The sequence below is a fragment of the Selenomonas sp. KH1T6 genome, assembly GCF_900108415.1.
Lineage (GTDB): Bacteria > Bacillota > Negativicutes > Selenomonadales > Selenomonadaceae > Selenomonas_B > Selenomonas_B ruminantium_A.
Genome location: NZ_FNWN01000012.1, coordinates 38,597 through 52,756 on the forward strand (window position 1 = coordinate 38,597; position 14,160 = coordinate 52,756).

Here is a 14,160-nt window from a genome sequence, read left to right on the forward strand (position 1 = left end):
CTCCAGATATATAGATGGGTTTGATGGACAAAATCAATACTTGCGAGCCGCATCGTAATGGGGCTTCATTACCTTTTCATAAATCTCATTGACCTTCTTGTTCTCGGAAACCTGGGCCACGCCTACGCGCCACCAGTCGCCGTAGCCATGCACCATGGTCTTGGGCAGGACCTTCACATCAATGAGGGTGGAAACAGTCTGCTTCTTGGCATCCTCAATGGCGGCCTTCAGCTCCTCGATGGTGTGGACAGTGTAGGCCACGCAGCCATAGGAGCGGGCGTTCATGGCGAAGTCAATGGGCAGGAAAGCGCCGTCCAGCTGGCCGGTCTTTTCGTTGCGGGCCCGGAACTCCGTGCCGTAGCTGCCCTGGCCATGGCCAACTTCCAGATTGTTGATGCAGCCGCCGCTCATGTTATCAAAGAGAATGACATTGATCTTCTTGTGCTCGGCGATGGAAGCAGGAAGCTCGGAATGGAGCATCATGTAAGCGTAGTCGCCTACCAGGGCATAAACCTCGCGCTCGGGCTCTGCCATCTTGACGCCCAGGGCAGCGTTCACCTCGTAGCCCATGCAGGAGAAGCCATACTCCACATGGTAGCTGCCTACGGACTTGGCACGCCAGACACGCTGCAGGTCGCCGGGCAGGCTGCCGGAAGCGCCCACGATGATGGCATCTTTGTCTATGCACTCATTCACCGTGCCCAGCACCGTGGTCTGGGGCAGGCTGCAGCCCGTGAGCTCGATGAACTCCTTGGCAGCCTTCTTGAAGTCGAAGTCATCGTTGACCTCAGGCACGAAGTCCTCACCGGTATACTCGATATGATAGAGGCGGTCAACCTCCTTGTTGTAAGCTTCCTTGGCAGCCTTGACCTCTGCCTCATACTCGGCAGAGACATGATAGCCGGTCTTGCCCAGTGCCTCATCCAGCATCTCAAGGGCTGCACCTGCATCGCCCACCACCTGGAGGCCGTCCATCTTGTAGGCATGGAACTTGCTCACATTGATGTTCAGATACTCCACCTCGGGGTTCTGATAGATCCACTTGGAGGAAGTGGTGAAGTCAGTATAGCGGGTGCCGATGCCGATGACCAGATCTGCATCAGCGGCAATGGTGTTGGCCCCCAGGCCGCCGGTCTCGCCCAGGCCGCCCAGATTCAGGGGGTGCTCCCAGGTGATGGTGCCCTTGCCCGCCTGGGTCTCGCCAAAGGCGATGCCGTATTTCTCAGCGAACTTGCGGAAGGTATCCTCAGCCTCGGAATACTTCACGCCGCCGCCGAAAATCATGATGGGCTTCTTCTTGCGGCGGATGAGCTCCACAGCCTCGCGGATAGCTCTCTCGGAGGGCTTCACCCGGTCAATGTGATGCACTCTCTTCTGGAAGAAGTATTCAGGATAATCCCAGGCCTCACCCTCAACGTCCTGAGGCAGGGCAATGCAGACAGCACCGGTATCGGCAGGATCTGCCAAAACTCTCATGGCATTGATGCAGGCCGTCATGAGGATTTCCGGACGGGTAACACGATCCCAGTATTTGCACACAGCCCGGAAGGCGTCATTGGTGGTGACTGTAAGGCTGTGGGGCTGCTCCATCTGCTGCAGCACCGGGTCCGGCTGACGGTCAGCGTAGGTGTCGCCAGGCAGGAACAGCACGGGAATGCAGTTGGCCGTAGCGGTGGCAGCTGCCGTCACCATATTGGCAGCGCCAGGGCCCACAGAGGAAGTGCAGGCGTAGATCTGCTTGCGGCGCATCTGCTTGGCGTAGCCCATAGCTGCATGAGCCATGCCCTGCTCATTGCGTCCCATGTGCATGATGAGGTGCCCCGGGTCCTGCTCCAAAGCCTGCCCGATGCCCACCACATTGCCGTGGCCGAAGATGCCGAAGATACCGGCAAACATGGGAATCTCTTTCCCATCGAATTCGATATACTGATTATTGAGGAACTTCACCAGTGCCTGTGCCACGGTGAGCCTGATAGTCTTAGCCATATCTAAACCCTCCTAAAAGGAAATCTCAACGTTTCGGTTCCCAAATCTCTGCCGCAGGATCCAGCAGCCAGGTATGCTCCGGCAAGTCATTGCGGGTCTTGACCCAGGGATCGCCCGGCAGATGACGTATCATCCAGCTGTACCACATGGCATAGCCCGGTGCAGTGACCTGGGGGTGCATATAGCCCCCGGACAGCTCCGACCAGCTGTTGTGGCTGATCTTGAAGGCATTGTCCCCGATGAAGCAGGCGCCGAAGCCCTGGGGCTTGTCAAACTTGTAAGTGTAGACCTCCGGCTGGGGGTGATTGTGGGGAATGTAGCCCGACCAGCGGCCCGGGCTGTTGATGACCTCGCCGTTGACCATGTTGGAGAAGGGAGCGTTGTCGTAGTCAAAGATGGTGCGCACCGTGCGCTCTGCAGTGCCCTTCCACATGCCGGCGCCGAACACATCCGCCTGCACATCCTCGGGACGGAAGAACACCGGCTGGAAGGTCTTTTCATTGATGGTCTGCTGCACCAGGACTTCCGTATCCTGCTGCAGGGCCTTGATGGTGACCTTGACAGCTTTCGGCACCAGCAGGCAGTAGGGATTTTCCTCAAAGAGAGACTGCCTCTCCATGATTTCCTTCTTGCCCTCCCAGGCGATCTCCACCTTGCCGGTGAGGATCACAAAGGCGGTTTCCTGCAGGTCGTCCTGGAACTCCACCACTTCATTCTCATCAAAGAGCTGATAGCCGATATCCATGAGCATATCGCTTTCCCTGGTAGTCATGGCGTTGTAGCCATGCTTCAGCCCGCCTAATCTTCCGAATCTCATAACCTGGCCTCCCAGTCCATTTCCGTGATAACCTTCTCGTCCTTATGCTCCTGCATGAAAGCCTCGATCTGCTCTGCAGTCTGCATGGCGTTGGAGCAGCTGTGGCTGGCCACCACCATGGCGGCATGGGCCGTAGCGTGCTGCAGGGAATCTGCCACAGAGTGTCCCTCCAGCAGGCCGTAGATGAAGGCGCTGGCGTAGGCATCCCCGCCGCCGAAGGACTTCAGGAGCTTCACATGGTAGGATTCCACCTTGTAGGCGTGCTTGTCGGCAGTATAGCCGATGGACCCCTTCTTGCCATGCTTGATGATGACAATCTTGGCGCCATTTGCGATGTACTTGTCTGCAATCTCATGGTCAGGCACATCATTGGCCAGCACCGGCAGCCCTTCGATAAGGTCAATCTCGTCACGGGAGCCGATGATCACATCGGCAAAGCGGGCCACCAGTGAATAGTACACGCAGATGTCCTTGTCAGAACGCCAGCTGTAGGGGCGGTAGTCGGCATCGAAGATGACCTTGGTGCCATGCTTCTTGGCATACTGGAGAGCCAGCAGGCAGGCCTCCCGGGAGGGACTCTTGGAAAGAGCCACGCCGGAAATCAGGAGAATCTTGGAACCTGCGATATACTCCTCGCTGATATCCTCCGGAGCGATTTCCAGGTCAGCCACCCTGTCGCGGTACATGAGGATGCTGCTCTCCGTGGGGCTCTTGATTTCCGTGAAGGTGAGGCCCATGCGCTCACCGTTCTTTGCCCTTACCATCTGGGAAGTATCAATGCCCCGGCTCTCAAAGTAGTTCAGCACGAAATCACCGAACTGGTCATCGGAAACGCACCCAATAAAGCCTACTTTCTTTCCCAGGCGGTTCACACCTACGGCAATATTGCCGGGCGAACCTCCCAGATACATGGAGAAGGTTTCCACCTTGTCCAAAGTGCGGTTAATCTCATTGGGGTTAAAATCCAAAGTAACCCGCCCAATCAGGACAATGTCCCGCTCCTTCTTTGCATCAAAATCTATCAGTGCCATCTATAAATCCTCCCTAAACAAGCCGCAGGCCCTGCCAAAATTACCCAGCAAATACCAACCAAAATACAAGTTGCAACCTTAATTATATAACTTACTCTTGCCTTTGAGTCCGAAAATTTCCATGTGCTTCTTGACGTTCTCATAAGTCCCCACCGAAATCGCATCGCTGAAGTCAAAGTAATTAGCATCCGGCTTTGCCTTGTGAACTTCCTTGATCTTCGCCGCCGAGCTGTCATAAGACGCGGTGGCGATGTTTATCTTGGTGATGCCGTTCTCCAGGCAGTTGTGGAAATCCTCAGCCGTGAGGCCCGTGCCCCCGTGGAGCACCAGCGGCGTATCCAGAGCTTCGTGAATCTCCTTGAGCCTGTCTATCCTGAGGTGCGGCGTTTCCTTGTAGTTGCCGTGGGCTGTGCCGATAGCCACTGCCAGAGCATCTACCTTCGTTTCCTCTGCAAAGCGCTCAGCCTCTGCCACAGAGGTAACCTTGATATCTGCGGAGGCCATATCCCCCTCCGCGCCGCCGATGCTGCCGATTTCTCCTTCCACGGAGGCACCGAACTTTTCTGCCAGGGCCACGATTTCTTTCGTCTTCTCGATATTTTCTTCCAGCGGGAAATGTGAGCCGTCAAACATGACGGAGGTAAAGCCCAGGGTCAGGGCCAGCCGCACCGTTTCCAGGGTGCGCCCATGGTCAAGATGCACAGCCGTAGGCATCTTGCACTGCCTGGCAGCAGCAATCATGATGGGTCCCAAAAGCTCCAGGGGAGAATACCTGAGACGCCCTTCTGCAATCTGCAGGATCAGCGGTGCTTCCATTTCCTCGGCGGCCTTGATGGCCCCCATGGCCATTTCCATATCCGACACATTGAAGGCACCCACCGCAAAAGTGGAGTCGGACTCGGCCAGCAGTTCCTTCATATTCACAAGGGACATAATGACTGCCTCCCTTTATTTTTAGAAAAGTTTCTTGTAAATGCCGATGATGTCTTCCTTGCTGGGCACCCGCATGGTGTTCTGGGGGCTGCCGCTCTCCAGGGCATCGCTGGCCATCTTATCCAGCTGTGCAAAGAACTCATCCTTGTCCACGCCCTTCTCTGCCAGGGTCGGCACATCCAGGGCCTTGCAGAAGCGGGCCACCTCTTTGGCCATGGCCACAGCAGCCTCATGGTCATCGGTCTTCTCATCGGCTACGCCCATCAGGCGGCCAATCTCAGCGAAGCGGGCCGTGTTCTCCTCAATGGCAAACTCCAGGCAGGCCGGCAGCAGCATGGCGTTGGACAGGCCGTGGGGAATATGGAACAGGGCGCCGATGGGGCGGCTCATGCCGTGGACGATGGTGACGGAGGAGTTATTGAAAGCAATGCCAGCCTCAGTGGCTGCCAGGCTCATGGCCAGGCGGGCTTCCACATTTTTGCCATCTTTGTAGCAGATGGGCAGGTACTTGTGAATCTTCTTGATGGCGGACAGGGCGAAGGTGTCCGTCAGGGGCTGCGCCTTGCGGGAGGTGTAAGCCTCAATGGCATGGCACAGGGCATCCAGGCCGGTGTTGGCAGTGACGGAAGGAGGCGCCGTCATGGTGAAGGTGGGGTCAACCACAGCCAGGGCCGGGATAATGGAAGGACCGCCCAGCAGCATCTTCACATTGTTCTCCGTATCGGAGATAATGGTGTTCTTGGTGACCTCGCTGCCCGTGCCGGCGGTGGTGGGGATCGCCACCAGATAAGGCACCGGCATATCAATGGAAACGTGCATGTAGTCGCTGATCTTGCCCTCTGCCACGCTCATGAAGCCGATGGCCTTGGCGGTGTCGATGGGGCTGCCGCCGCCCAGAGCGATGATGAAATCGCATTTCTCGCTGCGGTAAACCTCCAGACCGCCTTCCACGATCTTGTCTGTAGGCTCCGTGTTGGCTCCGGCGTAGACCGCATAAGGAATGTCTGCAGCCTTCAGGGCTGCTTCCACCTTGGCCACATTGCCAAACTTCACCATAAATTCATCTGTCACGATGAGAGCCTTGGTGCCCTTGCCCTCGATGTGGCTGCCCAACTCGGCGATGACATTCTCACCAGAGATGATCTTGGCTGGAACCATAAATGTGTAACCCATGTCAATGCACTCTCCCTTATTAACTCTCGTGTATGTGTTTGATTACTTGTTGGTAACTTTATGGTTATAATTTACCCCTTTATGACTCATTTGTCAATATCATTCCTGCAAAAAAATATTATTATTTATCACTTTATGGCTCGAAATATGATGCAAACTGCACAAACTAAGAGTATTTCCTATAAAACTTGCCTTTTTCTCAGTTTAGTCTTATAATATACCCATACAACATACTCAAAATATCACAACTAAATAAACACCTTTACCCAAAAAAATTGAATCACATGAGGTGAAGAACATGAAAATCGACCGTATCGAACAAATCCATGATCTATTGAAGAAAAACCGCAGCATTTCTCTTAACGACCTCTGCGACACCTTCGGCGTGTCCAAGAACACCATCCGCCGAGATGTGGCAGAGCTGGAGAAGAACGGCATCATCCGCAAGGTCTACGGCGGCATTGTGCTGAACGAAGACGAAAGCGGCGCCCCGGAGCCCTTTGCCTACCGGGAAGGCCGCAATGTGGACGCCAAAAAGCTGGTAGCCCAGCTGGCTGCCGAACAGGTCCAGGACGGAGATGTCATCTACATCGACTCCGGCACCACCACCATGCACATGATTCCCTACCTAATAAAGAAACGATACCTCACCATCGTCACCGCCAGCGTCCATGTCATCAACGCAGCCGGCAATTACCCGGGGCTCAACATCATCTCCACCGGTGGCACCCTCTACATGCCCTCCAACGCCTTTGTAGGCCCCAGCGTCCTGTCTGCCCTGCAGAACTACAACCTTTCCAAGGTCTTCCTTGCCAGCACGGGCATCTCCATCGCCCACGGCGCCACCAACGCCTCCCCCCTGGAGTGCGAAATCAAGCGCAGTCTGGCCCAGAAGAACGCCGAGAGCTTCCTGCTGGTAGACAGCACCAAATTCGACAAGGCCTCTCTCATGACCTACTGCCAGCTTTCGGACCTGGACGCCCTGATCACGGAAAGGGAACCTGCCAAGGAATATGTGGACTACTTTGAAAAGCACAATGTGCGGCTGATCCTGCCGTAAAGATATCAAAAAGACCACCTCAGACAGCAAATGCAGAGCCCCCCATAAGTTAGACCAAGAAATCTAACTTATGGGGGGCTTTATGGTAAGCAGTAAATAGTACGGTGTTCGTCCAATTTGATTACGGCAAGATCAAGAAGGTCTACTCCATCCCCTGCCCATTTTCTGTGTAGCGGTCAACGATGTTTGGTTCGCCAATCGGAACCACACAAAAGCGAGAATGGCGCGGTCGATAATTTTCAATGTTAACTTTTTTTCATTATAAAGGTCATCCAATGTATATTTGACCACATCCGAACGCGAAATATCTTCATCATACCCTGATTTAGAAAAGAACCCATACCGATAGCAGTACAACCCAGTCATATTTACCTGCTGGATTTCCTTCTCAACCATGGCGTTGGAAACAGGTGCTTCGCGAAACTTTGCTTCGTAGAAGGCATACCCACGGTCATCCTTCGTCACAACATCAAATTCACCATTTTTATGCTCCTTGGGCAAATCATAGTAGTATTTACCTATGGCCTCGAACGGTTCCTCCATTTCCCCCTGCTGATTCTTCATAATAAGGAATTGTTTGCAAATATCCTCAAACCGCTTTTGTACATAAAATTGTTCAAAATCATTCTCGATGTAACGCTGATAGAAGATTTCCGGATTCATAATGCGCCTTTGGGAGGCATAACGGAAAATATACCGATATTATATATGTTTTCAAGATCATAGCCTTTGGCTATCATGGCATCAGCTATTCCCTTGTCCGTGCTCATGGCATTGTCAGGAGAATAGGCGCTGTCATTTTGGGGCAGAACTTCGGCTGCCGGGGAGAAGATATTGCCACAGGGAGATTTTAGCGCAAAATCTCATGCAAGTACATCAATATTTACTTTGATTGTTGCTATTCTACACTCTATTATATATAATTATGTGTAGAAAATCACATTTTTATATATAACTAGGTGATAAGATGAAACGAATAGCTATGCAACAACTGACAAAATGGAAGGAATCCCCATACCGCAAGCCTTTGATTGTCAAGGGCGTTCGTCAGGTAGGTAAGACTTGGCTACTTAAAGAATTTGGTCGACGTTACTATGATAATGTTGCTTATTTCAACTTTGATGAAAATCCAGAATATCGGGATTTTTTTACCACTACAAAGGATGTACGACGTATTATCCCCAACTTGGCTATGGCTGGGGGGCAGGATATTGTCGCGGGTAAGACCTTGGTCGTCTTTGATGAGATTCAGGATTGCCCCGAGGTATTGAACTCCCTGAAATATTTTTGTGAAAATGCTCCAGAATACCATGTAGCCAGTGCAGGCTCCTTATTGGGCATTGCGTTGGCAAAGCCATCCTCATTTCCTGTGGGAAAAGTTGACTTCATGACCATATATCCTATGAACTTTCAGGAGTTCCTAATGGCCACGGGCAGTGCCAACCTTGCCACATACCTGAACCAGATAGATGAAATCGCACCGTTGCCTGAGGCATTCTTTAATCCTTTGGCCGAAAAATTGAAAATGTACTTTGTGACCGGCGGAATGCCAGAAGTTGTTAGCCGCTGGGTTGAAACGCAGTCTGTAGGGCAAATTCAGTCTGTTCTAATGAATATTATCAACGCTTATGAGCGCGATTTCATGAAGCATCCTGAAACCAAGGAATACCCTAAAATTGCCCGTATCTGGAACTCGCTGCCTTCACAGCTGGCTCGTGAAAATAAGAAATTCTTATACAATGTCGTAAAAGAAGGAGCCAGAGCCAGAGAATATGAAGATGCTTTGGAATGGTTGGTAAGTGCTGCATTGGTCTATAAAACATTCCGCATAACCACTCCGGGCATTCCTATATCTGGCTATGAGGATTTAAGTGCTTTCAAAATTTACCTGGCGGATGTAGGTGTCCTACGCCGTTTGGCAAAACTAGACCCAGTGGCATTCCGCGAAGGAAACCGACTTTTTACAGAGTTCAAAGGCGCATTGACTGAGAATTTTGTGTTGCAATCCCTTGTTCCACAATTCGATGCAGCCCCACACTATTGGTCACGGATTAACCCTTCTTATGAGGTAGATTTTGTCGTGCAACACGAAAATGACATTATCCCCATTGAGGTAAAGTCAGATACCAACATCAAGAGCCGCAGTCTCAAAAAATATGCAGAAACATTTCCTTCTCAGACCAAACTTAGGGTACGCTTCTCCATGAATAATTTGCGCATTGATGATGGAGTACTTAACATTCCCCTGTTTATGGTTGACGAGGCTGATAAACTCATTAGATTAGCTACGAAAAACTTTTGATAAGCCATAGTATTGAAAAACGACATGCAATCCCCCGCTTTGCATGTCGTTTTCGTTTTGCAATTCTTACCGTGCCATGGCCAGCCCATCTTTGTTCATCGGCTTACTCGTCTGAGAATCTACACCATGTTTCCTCCATCATAACCTAGAACTTCGTCGTAGATATTTTTGAGTATAGGCACAAACGGCAAAACAGCGACCGCATACCCGTTCACCCTCATAAAAACCTAGTATTTGCTTCATTCTGGCAATCTGTGTTTCCTTACATACATGTGCGTGAAGTATTTCCTCGCGCGGCATTCCAGCTGTCCAAATCGTACCAATAATCGCATTTCCTGGGCACGCCTTTACACAAAGCTGACAGTTACCACATCGACTTTTGGTAACAGGCTTTGATGGTACAAGAGGCGCATCCGTCAGCAATCCCGATAACCGTACTGCACTGCCATACTTTTCCGTGACCAGTAGGCAGCTCTTTCCAATCCATCCTAATCCTGCCTTAGTTGCCACTGTCTTGTATGGAAACACAGTGCGTAAATCATCATTTACACTAAGACTTTTCTTTGTATAAGCACATGCATTGAAGCCTTGACCACGTAGATACTCCTCACCTGCTTCAACCATATTATCCAGTTGCTCATTCAGTGTATGGTACATTTGATAGTACTCCATGGTTGGCGCTGTCCTTATGTTTTCAACTATGTATGCAGGAACAGGAATAGCTACAGCCACCCCGCGATTCATCCCGTCCACTGCAAACTCATCCATATCGGCTACACCAATCAGTTTTGCACCTTTATCTTTCAACAAGGTCATGAGATTATCCTGCAACATAGTGTTTATCCCCCTACCTGCTTAGGACATATTAAAAAACCCTCACTACAAATTTCGATACACTCTATATTATTTCCTGCATAAAAATTGCTTGTAAATGTTTATTATCTACAAGCAATTTTATCAATTATATTGTAAGTGGTAAATAATGAGGTGTATTTAAACTGTGCCTCCCATATGAGATAATTGACTAAAATCACTAACACGAAAAAGCTGAAAAAGCCATTTTAGCCGTTTATCTCATTGGGAGGTCTTTGTTTTGACTCAAATTCAACAAATTAAACATCGGCAGTCCATGGATTACTGGAAACAGGTCATCCTAGCTCAACAGCAAAGCGGACTCAAGGCCAGGGAATATTGCCGCCAGCAGGACATCAAATACAACGCCTTCTACTACTGGCTCCGCAAAATCCGTGAAGAAATCGTAGAAGGCAGCCTCCGGACACATCGTGCAGCAGCCTCTTTCTTCTTTTTGTAAATTGGGCTTCTACCTAGCTACAGCCAGCGAGGCCACTTCCGTCTTCTCCCCTACCAGCCGCTTCACATCGGCTCCTTTTATCATGCTGGGGGAAAGTTCCTCGATGGTCTTTTAGATGTCTTCGAGGTCGTAGCCCTTAGCTATCATGACATCGGCTATTCCCTTGTCTGTACTCATGGCATTGTCCGGGGAATAGGCGTTGTCGTTTCTGGTCAGGGCTTCGGCTGCCCGGAAGAGGAATGTCCTTTCGATGTCGCTCTTGCCCTCCAGTTTGGTGAAGTCCATATGGCCATCCTTATCCACCAGCTTCAAGATACGGCTCCGGCGTACATCACCCTCTATTTCCTTGGTCTCGGTGAACCCTTTTTTCTTGGTGGCCAGGAACATGACTATTTTGTCTTGCCGCCTCTTCAATGTACAGAAGCTAATTTGTAAAGATTATAGCTTCACGAGTGGCCCTCCCGCTATACTCGCTTGGTTCACCAGCAATCTCAGGCTCCCACGCCTCACTAAATTCATCTGTCGAAGAAAATTTGTCAATAAGATTTTTCCCTCTTTCAATACATATATCCTCTGAAAACCATATATCTTTCTCAAATGACAATTCTGTTCCATCATCGAAATAAAATATCAGCCCCCTTGTAACCCAATTATTATAAAGAATTTCACCATTCTTATATTGTATCTGATTTTCATTTACAACTTCTATTTTCTTGATTATTCGTCTTATGGGATTATCGTTCATTTCTTCATCTTGTATAGCAGATACTATTTCCTTTTTATCTGCTTTTTCAATTTTGAATACTGCCACGTCCTCTAATTTACCATAGTAGTCTACAACATCTATAAAATTTGTTATTTTATAAACATCATCGTCTATATAAATACCTACTATGCCATATGCTGAATTTGAGTATATAAACTTGTTACATGAAAATTTAACGAAATTTTTCCCTATCATTTTATCAAAGATTTTATACGTTTCATTTGGGAACGCTATGTTAATCGACTTCATTTAATTTCACTCCTTTATGAAATGTATTTTTTGTCCCTTAACACCAGAACTATTTTTACTTCTCCTTATACTTATCTCTACCACTGGCGTTCCATCAGATACTGATTTAACTCTATATGCTACTGATGTACCATCTGACATCCTTGTTATTCTTTGATTTTCATTAACTTTTTTCTCTATGCCTCCTTTTGCTATTTTATCATAAAAATCTTTTGCCGTATACAATGGATTTGATGAAGCAATATTCCTAGTATAATTTCCTGTACTCGGGCTACTTACACCAAATCTACCATTTTGATATTTATACGACTGTGATGCTATCATGATATTTTGGCCGATACTATGAAAATGTGTTGCACCACCCTTAAAACGTCCCATTTAACCCACCCTCTTTACATGAGTACGTTCAAACTGACTTGCATAGCGACGAAACTCAACCTTTGAAAGATACTCACCAAAGATACTATCAGGCATATATCCATGCACTACAACTGCAGTCGGATGCAACTTATCCAACATAACCCCGATGCCAATACGCATAATCTCATAATCTTCTTTTGTTTTCAAACATCCATGTGTACTTATTGCTACAATTATGTTCTGCGGTACTCCTAAAAAACAATATTCAAAACTTTCCTCATCACTCCATCTTATGTTAGGAATTACAGGTATACCATGCTGTTGTAAATAAAATCCAACGGCACGATTCATATAAGTATTCGCCTGTTGTAAGCACCTAGCTTGTCCAACAGCCATACTACAATCTGGAGAAATAACTCCATCAAATTCTTTTAATAGAGCCAAATATTTATTTGTTGCTGTTAATACACGGGAAAATTCTTTGTCGTGCATATAGAAATGAACATACTTCCTCTTATCTTTGCATTTTTTTGCTTTATCAAAAGGAATTATATCTAAAGGTAACTCCGTATTATGTAAATTCATCATCATAGGAATCCCCGGCTCCCCTACCAAAAGAGCATCCTTTGTTAAGTATGCCTGAAAACCATCATCGAATTTTGATTTTTTCATTTTAATTGTCACCTCTTAACAAAAAATGCTAGATTACAGAGAGTATTTTTAGTAATACTCATCTGCAATCTAGCACATCAATTTGTGGCTTATTTGCAAGTATATTTATTTGTTCCTGCTATTTGAATTTCTATATCTCGCTTCTTTGCCAAACAGTCGATTTCTTCTGACCGTGCCTTGAGCCGTTGGAATTCGTCCTCCCTTGGGTATGGGGCTTCCATAGACTTCTTGGCCACTTCGAGGTTATGCTTCAAGGTTTCCAGATTTTCTTTTTCCTCTGTGACCTTCGTGTCAATCTGCTTGCCAATATCCTTGATAGCCGTCAGTATGCGCCTCTTACCGCCGTAGATGTCAATACGGAAATCGGTGGCGTTCACGGCCTGAATATAGGGGTAGTTGTTCATCCAGTCAAAGGCCGTTCCTAGCTTGCAACCTTTGTATTCTCCTGTGAAGTTCTTGGTAGCCGTAGGGTCAAGGGCTTTATGGGATCACCACAAACGCCACCAGTGACAGCCAGTCTGCTTTTTCAGTTCCTTTTCCCCGCCGTGATATAAACGCCCAGGAAGATGGCGGCCGCTCCCAGGATTTCCGTCATACCCACCTGCTCCCCAAAGAGCAGGCTGCCTCCCATCATGCCCACGATGGGGGTGATGTTCTGAAAGATAGCGGTGGTGCTGGGGCCTGCATTCTTGACACCGATGTTCCAGAAAAGCATGGCCATGATGCCGCCGCAGATAACGGTATAGGCAAAGGCTGCCCACAGGGAAGGCGTGAGATTCACAGGCGCCAGCTCTCCCGTCACGCCTCCGTAAAGGCTCACCACCATTGCTCCCAGCAGGCCTGCCCAGCCGGTGGCAAGGGCGGCGGAAATCTTCTTCATCACCCTTAAAGCTATCAAGGAATAGGTCGTCCAGGCCACTTGGGCGGCGAAGAAGAGCATATCCCCATAATTGAAGCCAAAGCCCAGGATAACCGCCAGCTCACCTCCGCTGACCACTGCCAAAGCCCCGGCAAAGGACAAGGCAATGCCCAGCCAGGATAGCCCCCCCAGCCTTTCCCTGATGAAGATGGCCGCCATAAAGGCGGTAATGGCAGGAGAAGCAGCGGCTATCAGCGTGCAATTCGTGACAGTGGAGTATTGCAGGCCCGTAAACTGCATGACATTATTGAGGCCAATGCCTGTCAATGCCATCAAGAGCAGAGGCAGCCAGCAGCTTTTAGGCGGCAACAGTCCCTCTCCCCGGCTGCAGGCAATAAGTATCAGAGCCGTGCCGATGAGATAATAGCGCATGGCTGTGATGGTCACAGGTGTCCACACTGCCACCAGCCACTTGATGCACAGGGGCTGGATGCCCCAGATGATCACCGTCACCGCCAAGAGAGCATATGTAAGTCTGGCCTGGCTTTTGCTCACCGCCCCACACTCCTTTCAGATTTAACCATATTATTATCAAAAATTACTCATAGTATACACCAAAGAGGCCATTTGCGAAAGTGTT

The 14,160-nt window shown here is 49.1% G+C and carries 16 protein-coding genes; 3 read left to right on the forward strand and 13 right to left on the reverse strand.

The annotated features are described in order from the left end of the window. Positions 1-33 precede the first annotated feature (33 nt). The 5 genes from iolD to BLW59_RS08905 form a co-directional block, all read right to left on the reverse strand. Positions 34-1,986: a 3D-(3,5/4)-trihydroxycyclohexane-1,2-dione acylhydrolase (decyclizing) gene (iolD, locus tag BLW59_RS08885; RefSeq protein ID WP_074697500.1), complete on the reverse strand. Its 1,953-nt coding sequence runs from the start codon at positions 1,984-1,986 to the stop codon at positions 34-36. 25 nt (positions 1,987-2,011) lie between these two features. Continuing rightward, positions 2,012-2,803 carry a 5-deoxy-glucuronate isomerase gene (locus tag BLW59_RS08890; protein WP_074697501.1) on the reverse strand — a complete coding sequence of 264 codons (792 nt, stop codon included), beginning with the start codon at positions 2,801-2,803 and terminating at the stop codon, positions 2,012-2,014. Continuing rightward, positions 2,800-3,834 carry a 5-dehydro-2-deoxygluconokinase gene (iolC, locus tag BLW59_RS08895; protein ID WP_074697502.1) on the reverse strand — a complete coding sequence of 345 codons (1,035 nt, stop codon included), beginning with the start codon at positions 3,832-3,834 and terminating at the stop codon, positions 2,800-2,802. The genes BLW59_RS08890 and iolC overlap by 4 nt, the downstream gene beginning before the upstream one ends. 78 nt (positions 3,835-3,912) lie before the next feature. Then, positions 3,913-4,767, reverse strand: coding sequence for a class II fructose-bisphosphate aldolase (locus BLW59_RS08900; protein ID WP_074697503.1), 855 nt, complete (start codon positions 4,765-4,767; stop codon positions 3,913-3,915). A 21-nt stretch (positions 4,768-4,788) separates the two neighbouring features. Then, complete coding sequence (locus BLW59_RS08905) at positions 4,789-5,940, reverse strand: iron-containing alcohol dehydrogenase (protein WP_074697504.1); 1,152 nt, start codon at positions 5,938-5,940, stop codon at positions 4,789-4,791. Between the two features lie 298 nt (positions 5,941-6,238). On the opposite strand from BLW59_RS08905, the gene BLW59_RS08910 reads away from it, so the two are divergent. Continuing rightward, complete coding sequence (locus tag BLW59_RS08910; protein WP_074697505.1) at positions 6,239-7,000, forward strand: DeoR/GlpR family DNA-binding transcription regulator; 762 nt, start codon at positions 6,239-6,241, stop codon at positions 6,998-7,000. Positions 7,001-7,132: 132 nt separating this feature from the next. On the opposite strand, the gene BLW59_RS08915 is transcribed toward BLW59_RS08910, so the two are convergent. Continuing rightward, a complete protein-coding gene (locus tag BLW59_RS08915; protein WP_413778185.1) occupies positions 7,133-7,693 on the reverse strand; it encodes a DUF234 domain-containing protein in 561 nt (186 codons plus the stop codon). 274 nt (positions 7,694-7,967) lie between these two features. Here BLW59_RS08915 and BLW59_RS08920 point away from each other — a divergent pair, with 274 nt between their 5' ends. Continuing rightward, a complete protein-coding gene (locus tag BLW59_RS08920; protein WP_074697507.1) occupies positions 7,968-9,302 on the forward strand; it encodes an ATP-binding protein in 1,335 nt (444 codons plus the stop codon). Between the two features lie 138 nt (positions 9,303-9,440). On the opposite strand, the gene BLW59_RS08925 is transcribed toward BLW59_RS08920, so the two are convergent. Continuing rightward, positions 9,441-10,136: a 4Fe-4S double cluster binding domain-containing protein gene (locus BLW59_RS08925; RefSeq protein WP_074697508.1), complete on the reverse strand. Its 696-nt coding sequence runs from the start codon at positions 10,134-10,136 to the stop codon at positions 9,441-9,443. A 259-nt stretch (positions 10,137-10,395) separates the two neighbouring features. Here BLW59_RS08925 and tnpA point away from each other — a divergent pair, with 259 nt between their 5' ends. Then, positions 10,396-10,614, forward strand: coding sequence for an IS66 family insertion sequence element accessory protein TnpA (gene tnpA, locus BLW59_RS17360; RefSeq protein ID WP_139283613.1), 219 nt, complete (start codon positions 10,396-10,398; stop codon positions 10,612-10,614). Between the two features lie 111 nt (positions 10,615-10,725). Here tnpA and BLW59_RS08930 read toward each other — a convergent pair whose 3' ends face one another. The 6 genes from BLW59_RS08930 to BLW59_RS08950 all read right to left on the reverse strand — a co-directional run bounded on the left by BLW59_RS08930 (position 10,726) and on the right by BLW59_RS08950 (position 14,075). After that, on the reverse strand, positions 10,726-11,001 hold the full coding sequence (locus BLW59_RS08930; RefSeq protein WP_074697509.1) for a hypothetical protein: 276 nt from the start codon (positions 10,999-11,001) through the stop codon (positions 10,726-10,728). A gap of 37 nt (positions 11,002-11,038) precedes the next feature. Then, positions 11,039-11,629: a hypothetical protein gene (locus BLW59_RS08935; RefSeq protein WP_074697510.1), complete on the reverse strand. Its 591-nt coding sequence runs from the start codon at positions 11,627-11,629 to the stop codon at positions 11,039-11,041. A gap of 6 nt (positions 11,630-11,635) precedes the next feature. Next, positions 11,636-12,007 carry a hypothetical protein gene (locus BLW59_RS17365; RefSeq protein ID WP_139283615.1) on the reverse strand — a complete coding sequence of 124 codons (372 nt, stop codon included), beginning with the start codon at positions 12,005-12,007 and terminating at the stop codon, positions 11,636-11,638. Beyond that, on the reverse strand, positions 12,008-12,661 hold the full coding sequence (locus tag BLW59_RS08940) for a DUF4417 domain-containing protein (RefSeq protein ID WP_074697511.1): 654 nt from the start codon (positions 12,659-12,661) through the stop codon (positions 12,008-12,010). It abuts the gene before it with no gap. An 89-nt stretch (positions 12,662-12,750) separates the two neighbouring features. Then, positions 12,751-13,065, reverse strand: a complete 315-nt coding sequence (locus tag BLW59_RS08945) for a hypothetical protein (RefSeq protein ID WP_074697512.1) — start codon at positions 13,063-13,065, stop codon at positions 12,751-12,753. A 122-nt stretch (positions 13,066-13,187) separates the two neighbouring features. Further along, complete coding sequence (locus tag BLW59_RS08950; protein WP_074697513.1) at positions 13,188-14,075, reverse strand: DMT family transporter; 888 nt, start codon at positions 14,073-14,075, stop codon at positions 13,188-13,190. Positions 14,076-14,160 lie beyond the last annotated feature (85 nt).